24 protein-coding genes are annotated in these 22,703 nt (G+C 69.1%); 15 read left to right on the top strand and 9 right to left on the bottom strand.

What is annotated here, in order from left to right:
* Positions 1–11: 11 nt before the first annotated feature.
* The 7 genes from ACFWF2_RS02165 to ACFWF2_RS02135 form a co-directional block, all read right to left on the bottom strand.
* On the bottom strand, positions 12–932 hold the full coding sequence (locus ACFWF2_RS02165) for a cation diffusion facilitator family transporter (RefSeq protein WP_379303682.1): 921 nt from the start codon (positions 930–932) through the stop codon (positions 12–14).
* Between the two features lie 80 nt (positions 933–1,012).
* Positions 1,013–2,233 carry a mannose-6-phosphate isomerase, class I gene (gene manA / locus ACFWF2_RS02160; RefSeq protein WP_379303680.1) on the bottom strand — a complete coding sequence of 407 codons (1,221 nt, stop codon included), beginning with the start codon at positions 2,231–2,233 and terminating at the stop codon, positions 1,013–1,015.
* Positions 2,233–3,453 (bottom strand): tobH protein, encoded by a 1,221-nt coding sequence (locus ACFWF2_RS02155; protein ID WP_379303678.1) that lies wholly within the window; start codon positions 3,451–3,453, stop codon positions 2,233–2,235. The genes manA and ACFWF2_RS02155 overlap by 1 nt, the downstream gene beginning before the upstream one ends.
* 85 nt (positions 3,454–3,538) lie before the next feature.
* A complete protein-coding gene (locus ACFWF2_RS02150) occupies positions 3,539–4,918 on the bottom strand; it encodes a phosphomannomutase/phosphoglucomutase (protein WP_379303676.1) in 1,380 nt (459 codons plus the stop codon).
* A gap of 58 nt (positions 4,919–4,976) precedes the next feature.
* Positions 4,977–5,351 carry a DUF3499 domain-containing protein gene (locus tag ACFWF2_RS02145; RefSeq protein WP_379303950.1) on the bottom strand — a complete coding sequence of 125 codons (375 nt, stop codon included), beginning with the start codon at positions 5,349–5,351 and terminating at the stop codon, positions 4,977–4,979.
* Positions 5,352–5,437: 86 nt separating this feature from the next.
* Positions 5,438–5,920: a metallopeptidase family protein gene (locus ACFWF2_RS02140; protein WP_194826429.1), complete on the bottom strand. Its 483-nt coding sequence runs from the start codon at positions 5,918–5,920 to the stop codon at positions 5,438–5,440.
* 146 nt (positions 5,921–6,066) lie between these two features.
* Positions 6,067–6,300 carry a WhiB family transcriptional regulator gene (locus ACFWF2_RS02135; RefSeq protein WP_133733920.1) on the bottom strand — a complete coding sequence of 78 codons (234 nt, stop codon included), beginning with the start codon at positions 6,298–6,300 and terminating at the stop codon, positions 6,067–6,069.
* 500 nt (positions 6,301–6,800) lie between these two features.
* Between ACFWF2_RS02135 and cofD the strand changes: the two genes are divergently transcribed.
* The 9 genes from cofD to ahcY all read left to right on the top strand — a co-directional run bounded on the left by cofD (position 6,801) and on the right by ahcY (position 14,935).
* Positions 6,801–7,787 (top strand): 2-phospho-L-lactate transferase, encoded by a 987-nt coding sequence (gene cofD, locus ACFWF2_RS02130; protein WP_379303674.1) that lies wholly within the window; start codon positions 6,801–6,803, stop codon positions 7,785–7,787.
* On the top strand, positions 7,784–9,130 hold the full coding sequence (locus ACFWF2_RS02125; protein ID WP_379303672.1) for a coenzyme F420-0:L-glutamate ligase: 1,347 nt from the start codon (positions 7,784–7,786) through the stop codon (positions 9,128–9,130). The genes cofD and ACFWF2_RS02125 overlap by 4 nt, the downstream gene beginning before the upstream one ends.
* Positions 9,127–9,648 carry an NUDIX hydrolase gene (locus tag ACFWF2_RS02120; protein WP_379303670.1) on the top strand — a complete coding sequence of 174 codons (522 nt, stop codon included), beginning with the start codon at positions 9,127–9,129 and terminating at the stop codon, positions 9,646–9,648. Before ACFWF2_RS02125 ends, ACFWF2_RS02120 begins: the two co-directional genes overlap by 4 nt.
* 196 nt (positions 9,649–9,844) lie before the next feature.
* Entirely contained in the window at positions 9,845–11,080 is a 1,236-nt protein-coding gene (locus ACFWF2_RS02115) for an alkane 1-monooxygenase (RefSeq protein WP_379303668.1), read from the top strand.
* Positions 11,077–11,250: a rubredoxin gene (locus tag ACFWF2_RS02110; protein WP_379303666.1), complete on the top strand. Its 174-nt coding sequence runs from the start codon at positions 11,077–11,079 to the stop codon at positions 11,248–11,250. Before ACFWF2_RS02115 ends, ACFWF2_RS02110 begins: the two co-directional genes overlap by 4 nt.
* Positions 11,247–11,429: a rubredoxin gene (locus tag ACFWF2_RS02105; protein ID WP_189026616.1), complete on the top strand. Its 183-nt coding sequence runs from the start codon at positions 11,247–11,249 to the stop codon at positions 11,427–11,429. The genes ACFWF2_RS02110 and ACFWF2_RS02105 overlap by 4 nt, the downstream gene beginning before the upstream one ends.
* Positions 11,426–12,094, top strand: coding sequence for a TetR family transcriptional regulator (locus ACFWF2_RS02100; RefSeq protein ID WP_379303664.1), 669 nt, complete (start codon positions 11,426–11,428; stop codon positions 12,092–12,094). Before ACFWF2_RS02105 ends, ACFWF2_RS02100 begins: the two co-directional genes overlap by 4 nt.
* A 185-nt stretch (positions 12,095–12,279) precedes the next feature.
* Complete coding sequence (locus ACFWF2_RS02095; RefSeq protein ID WP_379303663.1) at positions 12,280–13,374, top strand: alkane 1-monooxygenase; 1,095 nt, start codon at positions 12,280–12,282, stop codon at positions 13,372–13,374.
* A 79-nt stretch (positions 13,375–13,453) separates the two neighbouring features.
* Positions 13,454–14,935: an adenosylhomocysteinase gene (gene ahcY / locus ACFWF2_RS02090; protein WP_379303661.1), complete on the top strand. Its 1,482-nt coding sequence runs from the start codon at positions 13,454–13,456 to the stop codon at positions 14,933–14,935.
* 155 nt (positions 14,936–15,090) lie between these two features.
* Here the strand turns inward: ahcY and ACFWF2_RS02085 are convergent, their stop codons facing one another.
* The gene (locus tag ACFWF2_RS02085) at positions 15,091–15,333 is read right to left on the bottom strand and encodes a hypothetical protein (protein WP_379303660.1); all 243 of its coding nucleotides are present in this window, start codon (positions 15,331–15,333) and stop codon (positions 15,091–15,093) included.
* A 196-nt stretch (positions 15,334–15,529) separates the two neighbouring features.
* A complete protein-coding gene (locus ACFWF2_RS02080) occupies positions 15,530–15,781 on the bottom strand; it encodes a hypothetical protein (protein ID WP_379303658.1) in 252 nt (83 codons plus the stop codon).
* A gap of 229 nt (positions 15,782–16,010) precedes the next feature.
* Between ACFWF2_RS02080 and ACFWF2_RS02075 the strand changes: the two genes are divergently transcribed.
* From ACFWF2_RS02075 to hpf, 6 genes are all read left to right on the top strand, one after another.
* A complete protein-coding gene (locus ACFWF2_RS02075; RefSeq protein WP_379303656.1) occupies positions 16,011–16,658 on the top strand; it encodes a dTMP kinase in 648 nt (215 codons plus the stop codon).
* 77 nt (positions 16,659–16,735) lie between these two features.
* Positions 16,736–17,413 (top strand): MtrAB system response regulator MtrA, encoded by a 678-nt coding sequence (gene mtrA, locus ACFWF2_RS02070; protein WP_379303654.1) that lies wholly within the window; start codon positions 16,736–16,738, stop codon positions 17,411–17,413.
* Positions 17,414–17,534: 121 nt separating this feature from the next.
* Positions 17,535–19,295, top strand: a complete 1,761-nt coding sequence (gene mtrB / locus ACFWF2_RS02065; protein WP_379303948.1) for an MtrAB system histidine kinase MtrB — start codon at positions 17,535–17,537, stop codon at positions 19,293–19,295.
* A complete protein-coding gene (lpqB, locus tag ACFWF2_RS02060; RefSeq protein ID WP_379303652.1) occupies positions 19,292–21,103 on the top strand; it encodes an MtrAB system accessory lipoprotein LpqB in 1,812 nt (603 codons plus the stop codon). The genes mtrB and lpqB overlap by 4 nt, the downstream gene beginning before the upstream one ends.
* A gap of 32 nt (positions 21,104–21,135) precedes the next feature.
* The gene (locus ACFWF2_RS02055; protein WP_379303650.1) at positions 21,136–21,780 is read left to right on the top strand and encodes a ComF family protein; all 645 of its coding nucleotides are present in this window, start codon (positions 21,136–21,138) and stop codon (positions 21,778–21,780) included.
* A gap of 185 nt (positions 21,781–21,965) precedes the next feature.
* The gene (hpf, locus tag ACFWF2_RS02050) at positions 21,966–22,664 is read left to right on the top strand and encodes a ribosome hibernation-promoting factor, HPF/YfiA family (RefSeq protein WP_379303648.1); all 699 of its coding nucleotides are present in this window, start codon (positions 21,966–21,968) and stop codon (positions 22,662–22,664) included.
* Positions 22,665–22,703 lie beyond the last annotated feature (39 nt).

The following is a 22,703-nucleotide window of genomic DNA, read 5'->3' as shown; positions in this document are numbered from 1 at the left end:
GAGCCTATGGATCAGACGGACTGGGTCCGGTACAGATCGGGCTCGAGGTAGATCAGCCGGGCGGTGGGCACCGCGGCACGCACCCGCACCTCGGCCGCGTCGATCGCCTCGGCGATCTCGGCGATGTCGAGGTTCGGCGCGATCGCCACCTTGGCGGCGACCAGCATCTCCTCCGGGCCGAGGTACTCGGTCTTGAGGTGGATCACCGAGGTGATCTTGGCGCCGTCGACCAGGTTCTCGCGGACCGCGCGATCCTGTTCCGGTGTGGCGCCCTCACCGATCAGCAGGCTCTTCATCTCCACGATCAGCACGATCGCGATGACGCCGAGCAGGATACCGATGGCCAGGGTGCCGATGCCGTCGAAGATCGGGTCGCCGGTGATCATGGTCAGCCCGACCGCGCCGAACGCGAGCACAAGACCGATGAGCGCGCCGGTGTCCTCGAGCAGCACCACCGGCAGCTCGGGGCTGCGCGAGTTGCGGATGAACCGCCACCAGCTGGCATTGCCCTTGAGCGGCCTGGATTCACGCACCGCGGTGATGAAGCTGAAGGTCTCCAGGCCGATCGCGATGCCGAGGATGACGATCGCGACGATCGGCTGACTCAGCTCCTCGGGATGCTGGATCTTGTGGATACCCTCGTAGATCGCGTACACCGAGCCGAGGGTGAACAACACCAGGGCGACGACGAACGAGTAGAAGTAGCGATTGCGGCCGTATCCGAACTGGTGCAGCTCGTCGGCGTCCTTGGCCGCGGCGCGCTGTCCGTACAGCAGCAGGCCCTGATTCGAGGTGTCGGCGACCGAGTGCACTGCCTCGGCCAGCATCGATGCCGATCCCGTGATCGCCGCGCCGATGAACTTCGCCACCGCGATACCCGCATTGGCCGTCAACGCGGCGAGGATCGCCTTCTTGCCACCACCAGCCGACATCTGCCCGCCCTTCTGCTTCGCTGTACACGCTCGTGCCCGCAACAGCCTAAGCGGACACGCGCGAAAATTGCGCTTCGGCGTCAGTTCCCGGTGCCGACGCAGGCGCTGAACAGCTGCGCGGGCCCGCCGATCGCGCGTGCCTTGATGTCGGTGTCGACCGCGGAGATCCACGCCGCGCTGCCGCAGGCGACGGTGAGCGCGCGCCCGTTCTGGGACAGCTCGACGGTGCCCTCGGTGCACAGCACGATGCCGGGCCCGGCATCGGCGAGCGCGACCGGCTCGGCGTCGGCGGACAGGTCGAACCGGCACAGCGCGAACTCCGGTGCGGGCGTGCGGTATCGCACGCTGCCGTCCGCGTCGACCGCGGGCTCGATCACCGGGAGCTCGATCGGCTCGAAGTCGAGCACCCGCAACAGTTCCGGCACGTCGACGTGCTTCGGGGTCAGACCGCCACGCAACACGTTGTCGGAGTTGGCCATGATCTCCACGCCGACCCCACGCAGGTAGGCGTGCAGGTTGCCCGCGTCGAGGTACAGGGCCTGGCCGGGTTCCAGCGTCAGCCGGTTCAGCAGCAGCGCGGCGAGCACCCCCGCGTCACCGGGGTAGACCTCGGCCAATTCCAGCGCGGTGCGCACCTCGGCGGTGAACTCGCGCGCGCCCTTGCCGGACAGGTACCGCACACAGCCTTCGAGCACCGAGGGCAGCAGGGTCGACAGCGCGGCGGGCGGCAGCGTGATCCAGGTGGTGAACAGCGTCCGCAGCCCGGCCGAATCGGGCTGGGCGGCAAGCAGTTCGGCGTAGATATTGAGGCCGGGCACGTCGAGCGCGCGCAGCAGATCGACGGTGCGGTGTGGGTCGCGGAAACCGGCCAGTGCCTCGAATCGGTCCAGCGCCACAACGAGTTCCGGCTTGTGGCTGTCGTCGCGGTAGTTGCGCATGGGCGAGTCCAGCGGCACCCCGGTGCGGTTCTCCCGCTCGAAGCCCGCCCGCGCCTGCGCCGAGCTGGGGTGCGCCTGCAGCGACAGCGGTTCCTCGGCGGCGAGGATCTTGAGCAGGAAGGGCAGCCGGGCACCGAAGGTGTCGGCCACCGCGCCCAGCTCGCGCGCCGGGTCGGCGGCGACCACCTCGAGCAGGGAGCGGGTGCCATCGGCGAGCTTCACCCGCGCGGGGTCGGCGGGATGCGCGCCGAACCAGAGCTCGGCCTCGGGATGGGCCGACGGCACCGGCCGACCGCACAGCTGAGCGAGCGCGGTGCGCGAGCCCCATGCGTAGGAACGCAGCGCACCAACGAGTTCGTGCACTAGTAGTGTCCCCCGTCGTGGTAGCGATCCGAGGGCGCGGTCGTACCGCGCGCACCCGTCAGTCGTAGATAAGCGGCGGCCATGTCCAAGCGCAGCGCGAGCACCGCCAGTTGCTCGATCTCGCTGCCGTGCCCGCCCCCTGCGGCGGACGTGGCAGCGGCGCTGTCGATGGTCGGCGCTGCGCCCGGCTCGGCGAGCTGGTCCTGCAGCACGTCGACGTCGGCGTGCACCAGATCGGCGTCGACGAGTCCGCTGCCGACGCCGTGGAACACCGCCAGCTTGCGCCGGACGGCGGCCTGATCGGGATGCACGCTCAGCGCGAGCACCCGCACCCGGTCGACCGGGGCCGGTCCGTCGAGTTCCTCGTCGTGGAACAGCGGATCGAATCCCGGTGCGGAACCGCCCGCGACCTCGGTCAGCTGTCCGACGGCGGCGATGGTGTCGGCCAGGTCGGCGGCCGCGGCCAGCCTGCCCGCCGACTGCAACAGCACCTCGGCGCCGTGCCCGGCCAGTTCGACTGCGGCCGGTGAGTCACCCGCGAGGACCACACCGACGCCGAGCATGCGCGCGGCGAGCGTCTTGGCCGGATTGTGGAAGACCTCGTTGTGCGGGCCGTCGCGCAGCGCCTCGGCGTCGAGCATGTCGGCCAGCGCCGTCAGATCGGGCGTGACGGGCACGCTGCGCTGGGCGTCGATGCCGCGCAGCACCGCGATGCCGACGGCCAGGAATCGCAGCAGCCGGTTGTGGTCGAGGACGGGCACCCGCGGTTCGAGGACGATCGCGCGGCCTGCCGCGACCGCGCGCAGCGGACCCTCGTTCGGCGCCGCGATCACCACTTCGGCGCTGCGGCGCAGCGCCCGGTCGACGGCGTCGATCAGCCGCGGATCGCCCGCGTCGTCGCCGGCGACCAGCACCACGTCCAGCGGACCGACCCACGGCGGCAGCGAGGTGACGGGCACGATCGGCAGCCCGGCCCGGTCACCGAGGGTGGCGACGAGCAGCCCGGCGGCGCGGGCCGCCCGGCCCGAACCGGAGACGAGGACCAGACTGCGCGGACGCAACTCGGACAGGCGTTCGATGAGCGAGGTTTCGGCGACCGCCGCGGCCGTCGCCCGCACCTGAGCGCCGCCCGAAGCCGCCGAACGTAGGGCGCCGCCGGTGTCGGCCGCCTCCAGCGACGCGGCATCGTCGAGGTCGAATACCGGTGTTCCAGCGATCATCGCCGATCCCACCTCCCCTCATCGCGCTGTGTCGTCTGCCGGCGAGCCGTCGGCGAATACAAGGTCTGTGATTCCACTATTCCAGTCAGGCGCGGACGATGCCCAGGATCTCGGTCACGAGTTCGTCGACTTCAGCCTGCGATCCGGCTTCGACGTTGAGACGAAGCAGCGGTTCGGTATTCGAGGCGCGCAGATTGAACCAGGCGTTGGCGCCGAGATCGACGGTCACGCCGTCGAGACGGTCCACCGAGACGGTCCGGTCGGCGAACGCGGCGAGCACCGCCGCGGTGCGCTCGGCGGCGTCGGCGACGGTCGAGTTGATCTCGCCGGAGGCAGCGTAGACGTCGTAGGCGGCCATCAGCTCCGAGACCGGACGCGGGCCCTCCCCGAGCGCGGCCAGCACGTGCAGCGCGGCCAGCATGCCCGAATCGGCGCCCCAGAAATCGCGGAAGTAGTAGTGCGCCGAGTGCTCGCCGCCGAAGACAGCGCCCGACGACGCCATCTCCTGCTTGATGAACGAGTGCCCCACCCGGGTACGCACGGGCTTGCCGCCGAGCTCCTCGACCAGCTCGGGCACCGCGCGCGAGGTGATCAGGTTGTGGATGACGGTCGCGCCCGGCTCCTTGGCGAGCTCGCGCTGGGCGACCAGCGCCGTGATCGCCGACGGGGAGACCGGCTCGCCGCGCTCGTCGACGACGAAGCAGCGATCGGCGTCGCCGTCGAAGGCGAGGCCGATGTCGGCGCCGCTGCGGCGCACCAGCGCCTGCAGGTCGACCAGGTTCTTCGGGTCGAGCGGGTTGGCCTCGTGATTGGGGAACGAGCCGTCGAGTTCGAAGTAGAGCGGCACGATCGTGATCTGGCCGAGCGTGCCGAGCACGGCGGGGACGGTGTGGCCGCCCATGCCGTTGCCCGCGTCGACCGCGATGGTCAGCGGGCGGATGTCGTCGAGGTTCACCAGATCGCGCAGGAAGCTCGCGTAGTCGGCGAGCAGATCGGTGGTCGTCGCGGTGCCCGCGGCGCCGTCGTAGGCGGGCACGCCGTCGACGACCTCGGCCGCGATGGTGGCCAGCCCGGTGTCCTGGCCGACCGGCAGCGCGTTCGCGCGGCACAGCTTGATGCCGTTGTAGCGGGCCGGATTGTGGCTGGCGGTGAACATGGCGCCGGGACAGCCGAGCTTGCCGGAGGCGAAGTAGAGCTGATCGGTGGAGGCGAGCCCGATGTGCACCACATCGAGGCCCTGGGCCCGCACGCCGTCGGCGAAGGCGGCGGCCAGTTCGGGGGAGGACTCACGCATGTCGTGGCCGATCACGACCCGGGTGGCGCCCTCGTCGCGCATCAGCCGGGCGAACGAGGCGCCCACATCCATGACGAACCCCGCATCGATCTGTTCGCCCACCACCCCGCGGACGTCATAAGCCTTGATCACGGCGTTCACGAGTTCGCCGGAGCGCGCGACAGTCGTCATGGTTAGTACCCTAGCGGCCGCACGCGGGAATCCGGGTCCGCGGGTCTGGCCTGAGGATTTATGGATCCGGGAGGACTCGGAGGTGGCCGCGGCGGCCGGTGCGGGTGGTGCGCGGCGCGGTGGGCGAGTTGTCGCGGTAGCCGGGCTGGTCGGCGTCGGCGGGGCGGCGGCGCAGGCCCGCTTCGCGCACGGCTTCGGCCAGTGCGGTCAGGTCGTCGTCGTCGGGGGTGCTCGAGGAGAATCCGCCTTCGTGGCGCACCAGTTCCCAGCCCTTGGGGGCGGTGATGCGGCAGGCGTGGGTTTCGCACAGATCCCAGGAATGCGGTTCGGCGACGGTGGCCAGCGGTCCGACGACGGCGGTCGAGTCGGAGTACACATACGTCAGCGTCGCTACAGCCGGGTTCTTGCAGCCGGGTCGGCAGCAACGACGCATGGGGATCACGACGTCGAGATTAGCCCTCCGGCCCGTAAAAGTGGATACGGACACGCGGTGATACGCGCCCGTTATCGGCCGCCGCGCTACTCGGGTTCGGGATCGATCAGGTCCGGATCGACGCCGAGATAGGTCGCGATCTGCTGGACGAGGACCTCGCGCAGCAGCTCGACGAGATCGTCGGGATCGGCGGCGCGCAGTTCCAGCGGCTTGCGGAACAGCACCACCCTGGCGCGGGTCGCCGCGCCGTGCCGGTCGACGCCCGCGGGGATCAACCGCGACAGCGGCACCGGCCCGTCGGCGACCACCTCGTCCGGCCAGGTGACCGAATCAGGGTGCAGCGGACGGATTTTCGGTACATCGTCGACGGCGATGTCGAGCTTGGTGAGCCGATCGTGCCAGCGGGTGTCCAACGGGGCGAACGCCTCGAGCACGAGCCGGTCGAACTTCTGTCCTCTGGTGCGCCACGCGGGAACGGTGGGCGGGAGCATGGGTCCGCGAACGCCACGACCGCGGCGGGTCACCGACCGTGCGGTGGGGGCCGGGGAATGACGCCGGGAACGTGCCATGGGAACTCGTCCACCTTTCTCGCGTGCACCTGTCGTGCCCGTCGAGCCGGAGGACGGCGCGACTACTGGGCGTTCGCCCGAAGCACCGACGTACTGCGCCTGCGTGCTCCGGGCTGGAGCCTCAGAGTCTACTTTCGAACATTCTCTTAACCGATTCCGCGCTTCAGCCTGCGACGCTCTCGTTCCGAGAGTCCGCCCCAGATGCCGAAACGCTCGTCGTGCGCCAGCGCGTACTCCAGGCACTGATCGCGCACCTCGCAGCCCAAGCAGATGCGCTTGGCCTCACGGGTCGAGCCGCCCTTCTCGGGGAAGAACGCCTCGGGGTCTGTCTGCGCGCAGAGAGCGCGTTCCTGCCACTGCTCTTCGATGGACTCGAACATCTCGTCGAAGCCCGTCACGACCAGACTCAGCCGGGGAGCCGCGACTTCGCTTGCCACGTCCGGTTCCGGCCAGCTCTCCTCGGCGCAGACAGCGTGAGCTGCGCCTGCTGTGGAATCGGTCGGCGAGACCATGTTTTCGGTCATCGTTCCGCCTCCTCACTATGTGTTAGCGCAGAATGATTCTTTCCGTCGGACCAACACACACCCCGACGGCCCAACACCGCGACGTAGTCCCGCGGGCTTCCCCGAACCTGTCTTCCGGCGAGCCAACACCCTCTCGCAAACGCCCCCGCGCTATGTCTTCTCGCGGTGACCGGAATGACATGTCTGTGATTAGACACGCCGCACTCGCCGGTGGTCAACCCGCCGTCACCCTTCCGTTACACTCCGCACCCGCCTTTCGTGTTGATCTTGTTATGTGCTGTGGCAAATGACCAGCAACTTTGCTGGAATTCGTCACGAAATAACCCGGCAACCGGCACCGCCTAGGCTGTGACCCTGTGACTGCACAACACGCGGTGCGCGAGCCCAAGATCGCCGTTCTGGTCGGCGGCGTCGGCGGTGCACGGTTCCTCCAGGGCGTCAGGCAACTCCTGCCCGACGCCGACATCTCGGCCATCGTCAATGTCGGTGACGACGTCTGGATGCATGGGCTTCGTATCTGCCCCGACCTCGACACCTGCATGTACACCCTCGGTGGCGGCATCGACCCCGAGCGCGGCTGGGGCCACGCGAACGAGACCTGGCACGCGAAAGAGGAGCTGGCGAAATACAACGCCCAGCCCGATTGGTTCGGCCTCGGCGACCGCGATATCGCCACCCACCTCATCCGCACCGAGATGCTGCGCGCCGGATATCCGCTCTCCGCGGTCACCGAAGCGTTGTGCAATCGGTGGCAGCCGGGCGTGCGTTTGCTCCCGGCAACCGACGATCGCTGTGAAACCCACGTCGTCGTCAGCGATCCCGACAACGCCGGCGAACGTCGCGCGATCCACTTCCAGGAATGGTGGGTGCGGTACCGCGCGGCGCTCCCGACCCACGGATTTGCCTCGATCGGCGCCGAACAAGCCTCCCCGGCCCCAGATGTGACCGAAATCATAGCCGCCGCCGACGCCGTGTTGCTGGCCCCGTCGAACCCCGTCGTGAGCATCGGCGCGATCCTCGCCGTCCCCGGAATCAGGGGCGCGTTACGCACCACCGAGGCCAAGGTGATCGGCCTCTCGCCGGTGATCGACGGAAAGCCGTTGCGCGGCATGGCCGATGAGTGCCTGTCCGTGATCGGCGTCGAGTCGACGGCCGAGGCGATCGGTCGGCACTACGGCGCCCGCTCGGCCACCGGCATCCTCGACGGCTGGCTGGTGCACTCCACCGACACCGCCGAGGTGCCCGGTGTGGAGGTGCGCAGCGTGCCGCTGCTCATGACCGACCCCGAAGCCACGGCCGAAATGGCCCGTGCCGCACTCGAATTGGCAGGGGTGAAGGCGTGAGCGTGTTGCCCGACCACGCGGCCGACGAGCTGCGGATCCTCCCGGTCACCGGGCTGCCGGAGTTCCGGCCCGGCGACGACGTCGCCGAACACCTTGCCGCGCAGGCGCCGTGGCTCGCCGACGGTGACGTCGTCGTGGTGACCAGCAAGATCATTTCCAAGGTCGAGGGCCGCATCGTCACCGCGCCGACCGATCCGGAGGAGCGCGACACCGCCCGTCGCAAGCTGGTCGACGACGAGGCCGTGCGGGTGCTCGCCCGCAAGGGCCGCACCCTCATCACCGAGAACCGCCTCGGCATCGTGCAGGCGGCCTCCGGGGTCGACGGCTCGAATGTGGCCGAGGGCGAACTGGTGCTGCTGCCCACCGACCCCGACGCCAGCGCCAAGTCGCTGCGCGCCGCGCTGGCCCAGCGACTCGGCGTCGACGTGGCCGTGGTCATCACCGACACCATGGGCAGGGCCTGGCGCAACGGCCAGATCGACGCCGCCATCGGCGCGGCCGGGCTGCGCGTGCTGCACGACTACGCGGGCGCGGTCGACGGGCAGGGCAACGAACTGCACGTCACCCAGGTGGCCGTGGCCGACGAGCTCGCCGCCGCCGCCGATCTGGTCAAGGGCAAGCTCGGCGGCGTTCCGGTCGCGGTGGTGCGCGGGCTGGCCACCGACGACGACGGGTCGAGCGCGGCGGCGCTGCTGCGCGGCGGCGTCGACGACCTGTTCTGGCTCGGCACCGCCGAGGCGATCGAGCGGGGCCGCAAAGAGGCTGTGCCGCTGCGTCGTTCCGTGCGCGCCTTCGCCGACGAGCCGGTCGACCCGGAACGGATCAGAGCGGCCGTCGCGGCCGGGCTCACCGCGCCGGCGCCGCATCACACCCGCCCGGTGCGCTTCATCTGGCTGCGCAAGCCGAAGCTGCGCGCCCAGCTGCTCGAGGCCATGGCCGAGCAGTGGCGGGCCGATCTCACCGCCGACGGCCTCGCGCCCGAACGGGTGGAACGCCGTGTCGCGCGCGGGCGCATCCTGTTCGACGCTCCCGAGGTGATCATCCCGTTCTGCGTGCCCGACGGCGCGCACGCCTATCCCGACGCCCGCCGCCAGGCCGCCGAGCAGACGATGTTCACCGTCGCGGTCGGCGCCGCGGTGCAGGGCCTGCTGGTGGCGCTGGCCGCCGACGGGCTCGGCAGCTGCTGGATCGGGTCGACGATCTTCGCGCCGGAGGTCACCCGCGATGTCCTCGGCCTGGACGAGGACTGGATGCCGTTGGGCGCCATCGCGATCGGCCATCCACTCGACGAGCCCGCCCCGCGCACCGTCGGTTCGCCCGGCGCCGGCCTGGTGGAGCTGTGAGCGCGGAGTCGCTGCACGCGTCGGCGACCGAGCTGCTCACCGCCTGGCAGCCCGAGGCCGGACCGGACCGCTCGCTGCGGGAGGCGATGCTCGCCTTCCTCGGCTCGGCGCCGAACGGGTGCCTGCGTGAACACGCGCCGGGCCACATCACCGCCTCGGCGATCGTGTTGTCGCACGATCGCCGCGAGGTGCTGCTCACCCTGCATCCGCGGGTTGGCCGCTGGATCCAGCTCGGTGGGCATTGCGAGCCGGGTGACGAGACGGTCGCCGACGCCGCGCTGCGCGAGGCGGTGGAGGAGTCGGGCATCCCGGATCTGCGGCTGACGCCCGGTCTCTACGGCGCGCAGGCGCACCCGATCACCTGCTCGCTCGGCGTGCCGACGCGACATCTCGACCTGCTGTTCGAGATCGTCGCGCCGCCCGGTGCGGTGCCGGTGCGCAGCGCCGAATCGGCGGATCTGCGGTGGTGGCCGGTGGACGGGCTACCGGCTGGCGCCGACGTGCTGCTCGTTCCGTAAAGGCGGCTGAATCGTTCGCTGACCTGTGCTGACAGCGGCCGTGCCCAGGTGGCGCGGCCGCTGTTTCGTTATCCGACTGTTGCATCTTTACAAATCCGCGAATTTGTCTAGACGTCGGACAAATCGGGACATATCGTCTGTGACAGAGAGTTACGCACATCACAGGTGTGAAGTGTGTCGCAGGATGGAGACGACGATGTCGACTGATGCCAACGCGTCCGTACAGCGGGTGGCGCCCCCGCAGTGGCGCGATTCCAAGCGCTACCTCTGGTTGTGGGGCCTGTTCGCCCCGACCGGCTTGTTCACCATCGGAATCCCGCTGATCTGGGGACTCAACCAGCTCGGCTGGCACCGGCTCGCGGAAGTGCCGTTCTGGCTCGGGCCGATCCTGGTGTACCTCATCATTCCGCTGGCCGACCTGTTCTTCGGTCCCGACGGCGACAACCCGCCCGACGAGGTGATGGCGTACCTGGAGAACGACAAGTACTACCGCTACCTGACCTACCTGTACCTGCCGTTCCAGTACGCCTCGCTGATCTTCGCCTGCTACGTCATCTCCGCCGACAACCTGCACTGGCTCGGCTTCCCCGGCGGCGCGAACGTGGTCGACAAGATCGGCATCTCGATCAGCGTCGGCATGATCGGCGGCATCGGCATCAACACCGCGCACGAACTCGGCCACAAGAAGGTCCACCTGGAGCGCTGGCTCGCCCGCGTCGCGCTGGCGCAGTCGTTCTACGGCCACTTCTACATCGAGCACAACCGTGGACATCACGTGCGCGTTGCCACGCCGGAGGATCCGGCCAGCGCCCGCATCGGCGAGACGTTCTGGGCGTTCTGGCCGCGCACGGTGGCGGGCAGCTTCCGCTCCGCCTGGCATCTGGAGAAGGAACGCCTGCACCGGCTGGACAAGAGCCCGTGGACGCTGCGCAACGACGTGCTCAACGCCTGGGCGATGTCGGTGGTGCTGTGGCTCGGCCTGATCGCGGTCTTCGGCATCGAGGTGCTGCCGTATCTGATCCTGCAGGCCGTCATCGGGTTCAGCCTGCTCGAGTCGGTGAACTACCTCGAGCACTACGGCCTGGTCCGGCAGAAGACCGCACGCGGGCGCTACGAGCGGCCGGCGCCCGAGCACAGCTGGAACAGCGACCACATCGTCACCAACATCTTCCTCTACCACCTGCAACGGCACAGCGATCACCACGCGTACCCGACCCGGCGCTATCAGACGCTGCGCAGCTGGGACGGCGCGCCGAACCTGCCCAGCGGCTACGCGAGCATGATCCTGCTCGCCTATTTCCCGCCGATCTGGCGCAAGGTCATGGACAAGCGCGTGCTCGCGCACTACGGCGGCGACGTCACCCTGGCCAATATCGAACCGAAGCGCCGGGCGAAGGTACTCGCGCAATACGGACAGGAGAAGCAGGCATGAGTGCGTACAAGTGCCCGGTCTGTGATTATGTCTACGACGAAACGAAAGGCGCGCCGCGCGAAGGATTTCCGGCGGGCACGGCTTGGTCGTCGGTGCCCGACGACTGGTGCTGTCCGGACTGCGGGGTGCGGGAGAAGATCGACTTCGAGGCGGTAGGAGTATCGCGGTGACCGAGTACAAGCTCTACCAGTGTGTGCAGTGCGGTTTCGAATACGACGAGGCGCAGGGCTGGCCGGATGACAACATCGCCCCGGGCACCAAGTGGGAGGACATTCCCGACAACTGGACCTGCCCGGACTGCGGCGCGGCCAAGTCCGACTTCTTCATGGTCGAGATCGAACGTTCGTGAGCGTCGCGGGCACTCCGCGCACCGGGTCGCGCATCCCGTACCAGGAGGCGGCGCGAGAACTGCTGCGCACCTCGGTCCTGGACGGGATGCGCGACCTGCTCACCGAGCGTGATTGGTCCAAGATCACGCTCGGTGACGTCGCGGCCAGGGCCGGCGTCAGCAGGCAGACGCTCTACAACGAGTTCGGTTCGCGCGCCGGCCTGTCCCAGGCCTACGCGCTGCGCCTGGCCGACGAACTCGTCGATCACGTCGGCGAGGCGCTCCTCGACAATGTCGGCGATGCCCGCGCCGCCATCCGGGTCGGCATGACCGGGTTCTTCTTCGCCGCCGCGGCCGACCCGCTGGTGCGCTCGCTGCTGGCCGGGGAGATGAAGCCGGACCTGCTGCGGCTGATCACCCTGGACGCGGGCCCGCTGCTCGAACACGCCACCGCGCGGCTGGCCCATGTGTTCCAGCACAGCTGGGTGAACGCGACCGACGAGGAGGCCGATGTCATCGCGCACGCGCTGGTGCGCATCGCGCTGAGCTACATCCCCAATCCGCCGGTCCCCGCGCGCGACGCACCGGCGGAGATGAGCGCTCTGCTCAGTCCGTACGTGGAGGCGATCGTGCAGGTACGAGGTCTCCGAATCCAGGACGGTGACGGAGGTCACTCCGGTGCTTGAGCGGCTCTGATTCGCCACCGTGTAACCATCACCACGTTTGCCGATCTGCCTCTGTGTAACGCGCCTACTGTCTGTCAGTATTCACATCGGTCGGCGATTGGTCTTTTTACAGCGGAGCGGGTGTGCAAACGGTTGGCAAACCGGGGGGTCTTCGTGATCCCAAACGGTATCTCTGGGCTCTAGGGTTGATCGCTCCGGCGTCCGCGCTGTTGCCTTCCCAGCTCGTGTACCGCACCGGTGCCGAAGTGTTCTGGTGGATCGGGCCCGTGATCGTGCTCGTCGCCATCCCCGTCCTGGACTGGATCGTCGGCGAGGACGGCAACAATCCGCGCGACGAGGACTACGAAGCGCTCTCCGCCGACCGGTACTACCGCTGGTGCACCTACCTGTTCCTGCCCGTCCAGCTGATCGGCCTCGTCATCGCCTGCGCGATGTGGGCGGGCAACGATCTCGACCTCGTCGACAAGCTCGGATTGGCCGCCACCGTCGGCTTCGTCAGCGGCATCGGCATCAACGCCGCCCACGAATTGGGCCATCGGGTGGAGAGCGCTGAAAGATTGCTGTCGAAGATCGCGCTCGCCCAGTCGGGGTACGGGCACTTCTTCGTCGAGCACAACCGCGGCCATCACGCCCGGGTCGCGACACCGGAGGATCCGGCCAGTGCCCGGCTGGGTGAATCGCTGTGGGAGTTCTTGCCGCGCAGCGTCATCGGCGGCTTCCGCTCGGCCGTGCGACTCGAACGCGCGCGCCTGGCCAGGAAGGGCCGCGGCTGGTGGAGCACCGGCAACAACATCCTCCAGGCGTGGGCGATGAGCGCGGTGCTCTTCGGTTCGCTGGTGCTGGCGTTCGGCCCGGCGATCCTGCCGTGGCTGGCGCTGCAGGCAGTGATCGGGTTCGGTCTGCTCGAGGCCGTCAACTACGTCGAGCACTACGGCCTGCTGCGGGCACGCAAGCCCAACGGCCGCTGGGAACGCTGCTCCCCGCGCGACAGCTGGAACAGCGATCGCCTGGTCACCAACATCTTCCTGTTCCATCTGCAGCGCCACAGCGACCATCACGCCAACCCCGGCCGCCGCTATCAGACCCTGCGCAGCAGCAGCGAATCGCCGCAGCTGCCCGCCGGCTACGCCACGATGCTGCTGCTGGCCGCCGTCCCGCCGCTGTGGCGAGCGGTGATGGACCCCAAGGTGGCCGCCCACTACGGCGGCGACCTGACCCTGGCCAATGTCGCGCCGCCCAAGCCGCGGCGTTTGCTGGCCCGATACCGCGCCGCGGCCTGACCGCGGCCTCGTAGGACCGGGGAACGGCGGCGCCCGCACGCGGTAGCCTTGCCTCGGTACTGACTACCAGGAGAGGCTGATGACGACCTCAGAACTTCCCGCGCGCACCGAGCTCACCGCTGACGTCCGCAACGGCATCGATTACAAGGTGGCAGATCTCTCGCTGGCCGAATTCGGCCGCAAGGAGATCCGCCTCGCCGAGCACGAAATGCCCGGCCTGATGGCTCTGCGCCGCGAATACCACGATGTGCAGCCGCTCAAGGGCGCGCGCATCTCCGGATCGCTGCACATGACGGTGCAGACCGCCGTCCTGATCGAAACGCTCGTCGCCCTCGGCGCCGAGGTGCGCTGGGCTTCGTGCAACATCTTCTCCACCCAGGATCACGCCGCGGCCGCCATCGTCGTCGGGCCGAACGGCACCGTCGACGAGCCCAAGGGCACCCCCGTGTTCGCCTGGAAGGGCGAGACGCTGGAGGAGTACTGGTGGGCGGCCGAGCAGATGCTCACCTGGCCGAACGAGCCCGCCAACATGATCCTCGACGATGGTGGCGACGCGACCATGCTCGTGCTGCGCGGCGCGCAGTTCGAGAAGGCCGGTGTCGTTCCGCCCGAGGACACCGACCACTCGGCCGAGTACAAGGTGTTCCTCAACCTGCTGCGTGAGCGCCTCGAGACCGACAAGACCAAGTGGAGTGTCATCGCCGACTCGGTCAAGGGCGTCACCGAGGAGACCACCACCGGCGTGCTGCGGCTGTACCAGTTCGCCGCCGCGGGTGAGCTGGTGTTCCCGGCGATCAACGTCAACGACTCGGTCACCAAGTCGAAGTTCGACAACAAGTACGGCACCCGCCACTCGCTGATCGACGGCATCAACCGCGGCACCGATGTGCTCATCGGTGGCAAGAAGGTGCTGATCTGCGGTTACGGCGACGTCGGCAAGGGTTGCGCGGAGTCGCTGGCGGGCCAGGGCGCGCGCGTGCAGGTCACCGAGATCGACCCGATCAACGCGCTGCAGGCGCTGATGGACGGCTACGACGTGGTCACCGTCGAGCAGGCGATCTCGCAGGCCGACATCGTCATCACCTCGACCGGCAACAAGGACATCATCACCCTCGAGCACATGAAGGCGATGAAGGACCAGGCCATCCTCGGCAACATCGGTCACTTCGACAACGAGATCGACATGGCCGCGCTGGAGAGCTCGGGCGCCGCGCGCCTGAACATCAAGCCCCAGGTCGACCTGTGGACCTTCGACTCCGGCAAGGCGATCATCGTCCTGTCCGAGGGCCGCCTGCTGAACCTGGGCAACGCCACCGGCCACCCCTCGTTCGTCATGTCGAACAGCTTCTCCAACCAGGTCATCGCGCAGATCGAACTGTGGACCAAGCCGGAGGAGTACGACAACGAGGTCTACCGCCTGCCCAAGCACCTCGACGAGAAGGTCGCCAAGATCCACGTCGAGGCCCTCGGTGGCACCCTGACCAAGCTCACCAAGGACCAGGCCGAATACATCGGCGTTGACGTGGAAGGCCCGTACAAGCCGGACCACTACCGCTACTGAGGCAGCGCGGGTAGTTCGTGCACGCCGGTCCGCCGATCGCAGAGATCGGCGGGCCGGTGTTCGTTTCGGCGCGTGCGGTACGAGACGGCATGACAACGGCCTGCCGATCGGTGATCGGCAGGCCGCATTCGCGGAGCAGGGACAGCCTGCCCGGATCAGAAGGCGCAGTTGGACGGGAACTTGGTGTAGTCGCACGGCTCGGCGCTTCCGACTGCGACGGCGAGCGAGCGAAGCAGCGAGGTGATCGTCACGGGGCTGATGCTGCTCCCGGAATCAGCCACCTGGGCGGGCGAGTGGGGCTCGAGCGGTCGCGGCTCGGCGGTCGCTGTGGCGGCGGCGCCTGCGAGGGCGAGACCGACGGTGAGGGCGGCGACGGTGGTGTGAACGATCTTTCTCATAGCGAAATCCTCATCGGTGGTGGGGGTGCGGACCAGACCGCAGTTCTGGGGGTGAGCGCACCGCTCGATCGGGAGCGGATCTGCCGGTGTCAGCCGATGGGGCCGGTGTCGCAGATCGTGGGGTGGTTGCCGTTGCGCTGGAGAACGGCGACGGCCCGCCGATCGGGGGATCGACGGGCCGCGGGGAATCCGGTGATCAGACCAGCAGCAGGCACACCGGCAGGGGGATGACGGCTTCCAGGAGTGCGCAGGCGGCGAGTTCGGCCGCGGAGCCCGCGGCGGCGGAGCCGGCCTCGGCGGAGCCGCTGAGCAGGGCGGCCGAGCCGGAGTGGTGGCCGCGGCCGACGGGATCGATCGCGGGCGCGGCGGTCGCGACACCGGAGCCTGCAAGGGTGATGCCGAGCGCGGTGGCGGCCACGGCGGCGCGGAGGATGGTTCGGTGGGGCATGGTGACTCCTGGATCGAGCGGCCCGGCGGGGGTCCGGGGTGGTGAGTGCCCTCGATGGACCGGACGGAATCGGTCAGCCGAGGACTTTGGAATGAGACCACTTCACACTGGGTCGAGTGGGTGAAACGGGGAATCCGGTCGCCGCATGCCCGGCGCGCCGGACGACACAGCGCCCGCATGCTCGGCTCGCTGGGCGCCCGCCGAATCCCGCCGGGTAATCTCACCGCTCATGGGCGTACTGATTGCGGTGGAAGGCCTCGACGGCGCCGGTAAACGGACGTTGATCGACGGATTGATCGCCGAATTGTCCGCCAAGGGATTGCGGGCGGGTAGTTTGGCCTTTCCGCAGTACGGCCGATCGATCCACGCCGATCTGGCCGCCGAGGCGCTGCGCGGCGGGCACGGCGACCTGGCCGGCTCGATCAACGCGATGGCGATCATGTTTGCCCTCGACCGGGCCGCGGCGAGCGCGGAACTGTCGAACCTGTTGGACACCAACGACATCGTCGTCCTCGACCGCTGGGTGGCCTCCAACGCCGCGTACTCGGCGGCCCGCGCCGAACAGGACGCCGACGGCGAAATCGTCGCCTGGGTGGGCGATCTGGAGTTCGGCAGGCTGGGGCTGCCCGCCCCCGAGCTGACCGTACTGATCGACATTCCCACCGAGGTCGCGGCCGAACGTGCCCGCCGCCGTGGCGAACTCGACGAGACCAGGGCGCTGGACGCCTACGAGCGGGACGGCGGTCTGCAGCGGCGCACCGGCGAGGTCTATCGTGAGCTGGCCGACCGCGACTGGTTCGGTCGATGGTGGACATACCGATCCGATGACGATGGGCCTGCCCTACTCACCCTCTGCTCGGAAATCTTTGCCGGATAAGGTTGGATACGCGACGGGTTCACACCATTAATGGCGTGGCGGCCCGATCCTGGCCTGGGAGATGACAACATAGGACTATGAAGCCCAAGATTCTGGTCGTCGACGACGATATGGCACTCGCTGAGATGCTGACCATCGTCTTGCGCGGGGAAGGGTTCGACCCGCACGTGGTCGGCGACGGCACGCAGGCCCTGTCGGCGGTGCGGGAGATCCGCCCCGACCTGGTGTTGCTGGACCTGATGCTGCCCGGCATGAACGGCATCGACGTATGCCGTGTGCTGCGGGCCGATTCCGGCGTTCCGATCGTGATGCTCACCGCCAAGACCGACACGGTCGATGTGGTGCTCGGTCTGGAGTCCGGCGCGGACGATTACATCGTCAAGCCGTTCAAGCCGAAGGAACTCGTCGCCCGCGTGCGCGCGCGTCTGCGCCGTACCGAGGACGAGCCCGCCGAGCTGCTCTCCATCGCCGACATCGTCATCGACGTGCCCGCGCACAAGGTGACGCGCGGCGGTGCGCAGATCTCGCTCACCCCGCTCGAGTTCGACCTGCTGGTCGCGCTCGCGCGCAAGCCGCGGCAGGTGTTCACCCGCGAGGTGCTGCTCGAGCAGGTCTGGGGATACCGGCACGCCGCCGATACCTGCCTGGTCAACGTGCACGTGCAGCGACTACGCGCCAAGGTCGAGAAGGATCCGGAGAACCCGGAGATCGTGCTGACCGTCCGCGGTGTCGGCTACAAGGCCGGACCGCCGTGATCGGTACCTGTGAGGCGCCGCTGTGACCGACGGTCGACCTGCCGGTACAGCGTCAGCGCCTCCAGCGCACGGACGTGCGCAAACCTTCGTCACGCAGGTGCGGCGATGGGCGGCCCCGGTCATGGCCTGGTTCCAGGCTGTCGGGACCGCGCTGGGCCATCTGTGGCGCCGGTCGCTGCAGCTGCGTGTCATCGTGTCCACGCTGACCCTCTCGCTCATCGTGATCACGATCCTCGGTGTCGTGCTGACCGGTCAGATCACCGACCGGCTGCTCGAGGCCAAGATCAACGCGGCGGTCGAGGAGATGGATCGTGCCCGCAGCACGATCGAGGACATTCTCTCCGGCGTCCACGACGCGAACAGTCAGCAGCAACAGCTCGCCGACGCGCGCGCCGCGCTGTCCAGCCGTGGCGGCACCGGCCAGTCCACGGGTGCCGCCGGTAGCTTCGACTCGGCGCTGGCGATGGTCGGCGGCACCCCGCCGCAGGAGATCACCGCGGGCCCCATCTCCGAAGTGCCACAGGAGCTGCGCCGGTTCGTCCAGCGCAACCAGGTCTCCTACCAGTTCACCACTGTCGCCGACCCGGACGGCTACCGTGGGCGCGCGCTGATCATCGGCAGCCCGAGCGCCGAGATCGCGACACTGGAGATCTACCTGATATTCCCGCTGGCCAGCGAGGAATCGAGCCTGTCGCTGATGCGCGGCACGATGCTCATCGGTGGCGTCGTGCTGCTGGTGCTGCTCGCCGCGATCACCGCACTGGTGACCAGGCAGGTGGTGCTGCCGATCCGGTCGGCCGCGCGGATCGCCGGCCGATTCGCCGACGGCAGGCTCAAGGAACGCATGCTCGTGCGCGGCGAGGACGATATGGCCCGGCTCGCGCAGGCGTTCAACGAGATGGCCGAGAGCCTGTCGAACCAGATCACCCAGCTCGAGGAGTTCGGCAACCTGCAACGCCGGTTCACCTCCGACGTCAGCCACGAGCTGCGCACCCCGCTCACCACCGTGCGCATGGCGGCCGACCTCATCCACGGCTCCAGCGACGATCTCGATCCCGCGCTGGCCCGCAGCTCCGAACTGCTGGTCAACGAACTGGACCGGTTCGAGGGCCTGCTCAACGACCTGCTCGAGATCTCCCGCCACGACGCCGGTGTCGCCGAGCTGCAGGTGGAATCGCTGGACGTGCGGATGTGCGCGCGGGCCGCGATCTCCACGGTGCGCCACCTGGCCAAGGAAGCCGGAGTCGAGGTGGTCATCGACCTGCCGGAGGAACCGGTCGTCGCCGAGGTCGACCCGCGGCGCGTCGAGCGGGTGCTGCGCAACCTGCTCGCCAACGCGATCGACCACAGCGAGGGCAAGCCGGTGCTGATCCGGATGCGCGGCGACGCCGAGGCCAACGCGGTCGCGACCGTCGTGCGTGACCAGGGCGTCGGGCTGCGGCCGGGCGAGGAGAAACTGGTGTTCAACCGGTTCTGGCGCTCGGACCCCTCGCGGGTGCGCCGCTCGGGCGGCACCGGCCTCGGCCTGTCGATCAGCGTCGAGGACGCCAACCTGCACGAGGGCAGGCTGGAGGCCTGGGGTGATCCCGGCGTCGGCGCCAGCTTCCGGCTGCTGCTGCCGATGGTGCGCGGTCGTAAGCTGGGTGCGAGCCCGCTCGCGCTGGAGCCGATGCTGCGCAAGGTGCCGCCGCTGCCCGAGACCGACCCGGCCGACGAACCGGAGGTGGTGGTCGACCCGGAATCGGGCGAGCCGTCCGCCGAGGCACCGGAATCCGGCGCCGAGCCGACCGAGCAGGCACGCCCCGAGACCAACGGGCGCGCGGCGACCGAAGCCGAGCACGAGGAGCCGATGTCCACCGAGACCGGAGACCGACAGTCATGACGAACGCGGGTGGTGATCGCTCGCCGCGGCGTTGCGCCGTGCTGCCTGCGGCTGTCCTGGCCTGCTTGCTGGTCCTCACCGGCTGCGCCAGCCTGCCGGAGTCCTCGGCGCCCCAGGCGCTGGGCACCATCAACCGCGCCCCGACCTCGGAAGGCCCGACACCGCCGATCTCCGGCCGCGACCCCGACCTGCTGGTGAGCGATTTCCTCACCGCCAGCGCCGATCCAGCCAACCGGCACGCGGCGGCCAGGCAGTACATCGCCGCCGACACCGCGGGCAGCTGGAACGACGAGGCCAGCACCACCATCGTCGACCGGCCCGACACCCTGCGCGAGTCGCGCTCGGGCGACAAGGCCAGCTACGTCATCCGCGCCCGCAAGGTCGGCGAGCTCGCGAGCGACGGCGGCTACCGGGCCGTCGAGGGCACACTCGAGAACAAGATCGAGATGAGCAAGATCGAGGGCGAGTGGCGGATCACCGAGCTGCCCGACGGCGTCGTCATCGACTCCAGCGCGTTCGACAAGTCCTACCGCCGCTACGTCCTGCAGTACATCGACTCGAGCAGTTCCGTGCTCGTGCCGGACCCGCGCTGGGTCTCGGTCCCGCGCGCCCAGCTGACCGAGCGGCTGATCGGCATGCTCGGCGCGGGCCCGCAGTCGACGATCGCCCCGGTGGTGCGCAACCAGCTCGCCCCGCCGATCACCGTGCGCAGCCCGATCACCAAGGCCAACAACGAACCCGGCGAGGTCGGCATCGGCATCGGCGGCGTCCGCATCGACTTCGGCGGCGTCGGCGCCCTCGGCCAGCGCGAACGCGAACTGCTCGCGGCGCAGGTGGTGATGACGCTGGCCGGCGCCGACATTCTCGGCCCGTACGTGCTGCTCGCCGACGGCAAACCGCTCGACGAGCGCTACGCCAACGGCTGGTCGGTCGCCGACCTCGACCAGTACAGCGCGTCCGCGCCCGGCCAGAACCGGATCGGCCTGCACGCCCTGCGCGACGGCACGCTGGTCCAGGTGACCCCGGACGGCATCGTCACACCGAACGGATCCTTCGGCGACGCGACCAACCTGCAGTCGGTCGGGATCTCCGCCGACGGCCAGTTCGTCGCCGCGGTCGCCGACACCGGAAGGCCCGCACCGGAACCCGGCCGGACCCTGCTGATCGGCAACTACGGGGCCAAGGCGTTCGCGGTCGCCGAGGGCGCCAGCATCGCCCGTCCGTCGTGGACCGCCGACGGCGGCGCGGCGTGGACCGTCGTCGACGGCGACCGTGTCATCCGTGCGGTCACCGATCGCGCGACCGGCAACGTCTCGGTGCAGGACGTCGACACCACCGCGCTGTTCGAGGGATCGGGTTCGCCGCGTCCACCGATCAGCGAGATCATGGTGTCGCGCACCGGCGCGCGTGCGGCGCTGATCGCCGACGGGAAGGTCTACGTCGCGGTGATCGAGCGCAGGCCCGACGGCAAGTACGCGCTCACCTCCCCGCTGCCGATCGCGCTGGGCCTGAGCAGCCGCGCGGTCTCGCTGAGCTGGGTCACCGGCGACACCATCATGGTGGCGCGCGAGGGCAACGTCGACCCGGTCTTCACCGTGTCCATCGACGGTTCCCAGTTCACCCCGGTGACCTCGCAGAACCTGACCCCGCCGGTGCGCGTGGTGACCGCGGCGCCCGCCACCCAGTACGTCGCCGACTCCCGCGCCGTGCTGCAGTTGCAGACCGCCGACCCGGCCCGCAACGACCGCTTCTGGCGCGAGGTGCCGGGGCTGACCGGCGAACAGGTCGTCCCGGTGCTGCCCAGCTGATCTGTCGGTGCGCGGTGTGATACTCACGCGCTATGAGAGCCCTGCTCGATCTGGTGGTGCCCGTGCACTGCGCCGGCTGCGCGGCGGCGGGCGCGGCCTGGTGCGCCGGCTGCGCGGCCGAGCTGAGCCTGGATCCGGTGCGGGTCAGGCCGCGCACCGATCCCGGTGTCCCGTGCTGGGCGCTCGGCCCCTATCGCGGTCCCGCCCGACGCGCTGTGCTGGCCGCCAAGGAACGCGGCAGACGCGATCTGGCCGCACCGCTCGGCCTGGCGCTGGCCGTCGCTCTCGCCCGTTTGCGGGCCCCCGATCGGCCGCTGGTTCTCGTCCCCGCCCCCACCCGCGCCGCGGCCGCCCGGCGCCGTGGCGGCGACCCGGTGGCGCGGTCGGCGGTGGCCGCGGCGCAATGGCTGATCGATTGCCGGGCCGTGCCGCTGCTGCGGATGCGGCCCGGCGTGCGCGATTCGGTGGGCTTGACGACCTATGAGCGCGCGCACAATCTGCGCGACAAGATCACGACGGTCGCCGGTGCGCTCGGACCCGCTGGTCTCGCGCCGAACGCCGAGGTCGTTGTGGTCGACGATGTGCTCACCACCGGGGCGACCGTCACCGAATCGGTGCGCGTTCTTAGTCGAATCGGCGTACGTCCGCGTGCCGTTTTGGTGACCTGCGCGGCTTGACGACGCGAAATTTGCGTGAACAGTGGCGCGCTTGCCCGTGGCGGACTAGCGTCGCGGACACACACACCGAACGACAAGTTTGGGAGGTGGCGCCGCGGACATCTGGTGCCGAGCGATTCCCGATCGGCACAGCTCAATCCCGCCGCATTCGCTCTATCGTGTGCGGCCATATCCGGGAGGTACGCGTGACGACTTCTTCACGGGCATCAGTGCGAGATGCTGACCCTACGGCACTGGCTGACAGTGCCCCCGACACGACCGAGAGCCCGAACGCCGAAGTGGTGGTCTCCGGTCGGAATGTCGAAGTCCCCGACCACTATCGAATCCATGTCGCGGAGAAGCTGGCTCGCCTCGAGCGCTTCGATCCGTCGATTTTCCTCTTCGATGTGGAACTTTTCCACGAACGCAACCGTCGTCAACGCAAGGCCTGTCAGCGTGTGGAGATCACCGCGCGCGGCCGTGGACCGATCGTGCGCGCGGAAGCCTGTGCAGACAGCTTCTACGCCGCGCTGGACTCGGCCACCCAGAAGATCGAGACCAGACTGCGCCGGTCCAAGGACAAGCGGCGCGTCGTGCACTACGGCGACAAGACGCCCGTCTCGGTCGCACGGGCCACCGCCACACTGGTCGACGAATCCCTGTTCACCCAGGCGAACGGCGCTGCCGCGCACGCCCATGCCGAGGCAGCCGAAGACGAAGGCGGTCCCGGCCACATCGTGCGCACCAAGGTGCACACCGCGACACCGATGTCGGTGGACGACGCGCTGTACCAGATGGAACTGGTCGGACACGACTTCTTCCTGTTCCACGACCGCGAGAGCGACCGGCCCTCGGTGGTCTACCGCAGACACGCATTCGACTACGGCCTGATCAGACTGGCCTGACACCGTCACACCTCCGGGCACCCGCCACCGGCGGGTGCC

It is taken from the genome of Nocardia sp. NPDC060259, from assembly GCF_042728775.1.
GTDB lineage: Bacteria > Actinomycetota > Actinomycetes > Mycobacteriales > Mycobacteriaceae > Nocardia.
This window is presented reverse-complemented; position numbering and strand designations above follow the sequence as displayed.